Source organism: Endozoicomonas sp. SESOKO3 (assembly GCF_024606255.1).
In genome coordinates, this window is record NZ_JAHHPR010000685.1 from 1 (window position 1) to 1,152 (window position 1,152).

At 48.6% G+C, this 1,152-nt stretch carries 1 protein-coding gene; it reads right to left on the reverse strand.

The genetic code is table 11. The annotated features are described in order from the left end of the window. Window positions 1-1,152, reverse strand: a 1,152-nt coding sequence (locus KDK18_RS12020) for a hypothetical protein (protein ID WP_257255164.1), incomplete at both ends; no start/stop codon positions are given.

Sequence of the window (1,152 nt, forward strand, 5' to 3'; positions counted from 1 at the left end):
AGTCTTCAATGCCAAGCTCTTCTGCCAGTCGAGCGTTGCGGGCTTTTGTGGCTTCTGCTCTGGCATTACGAATTTGTTTTTCCAGCCCCGGGATTCGTTCGACTTTCTGCCGAAATTCCCGTAACAGGCTTTGCTGTCTTTCCGATACGCCATGAAGCTGTCGAAGATCATGCTCAGCCTGATACTTAAGCTGAAGTACTATGAGCTTTTGCTTTTCAATGGCAGTGGCTTTCCCCAACATGATCTTTAAGTGGTTATTAACCTGGGTGAGTTTGCGTTCTCTTTTCAGCTGATCTATCAGTTTGCTGTCACTCTTGATCAGCTGCCTGGTCATGTCGCTCAGGACTTTGAAAGCAAAGCGGTCGTTGTCGTAAGAAACATCGAGCTGTGATTCGTCAACAACGGGTACAAGACCCATAATGCCCTGAACAACATTCTGATGACTCAGAAAGTCTCTAAGTAAGGGTTTGAAGCTGAAGTGTTTGGTCAGTTGAATCTGCAGCCAGGTTGGCGTGATAGCGGACGAGGCGGCTCTGATATGTTCCAGTGTGAATTCAAATTCTAATACCGTAATTGCCCGATCTTGATCAGCGGTGGCCAATGCCTGCTGGAGATATTCATAGAATGCAAGAGCACGTCCCGACACTCTATCTTCGTTTGTAAGCGTTGTCGGTTGATTTTTGCTCACTTCAGCATTGTGCCGTGCAACAAACTCCTCCAACAGTGCCATTTGCCTGCTTCGAATGACGTGCTGGAAGCTTTTGACGCGGAATATATTAATCTTTGTTACCCATGCAGGAGCCAGGTTATTGCCCTCAGCTTCTTTCCAGAGGTTGTGGAGCTTCTCTACAAAAGTAGTATCACGGGGGTTCAGCTTCTGACCATGAAAAACAATAACCTCCCCCGGAGTTTCTGCGACTTCCAGCTTTGGATAACCCGCAGGTACAGCAGAAACCTGTGCGTCATCCCCGACGTGTACAACATAGCCGACGGGTTTGCTGTGTGCCAACAGTTCATTTAGAGCCTGCTGTTGTAAATCCCCGCCCAGAACATGAACCTGGAAATAGGCTGAGGTAGCCGCTGCCATGAGAGCCTCGTCATTGACAAAGAGTGATTGACCCAGACGTTGCAGTTCAGGGGGCTGATCGCCCG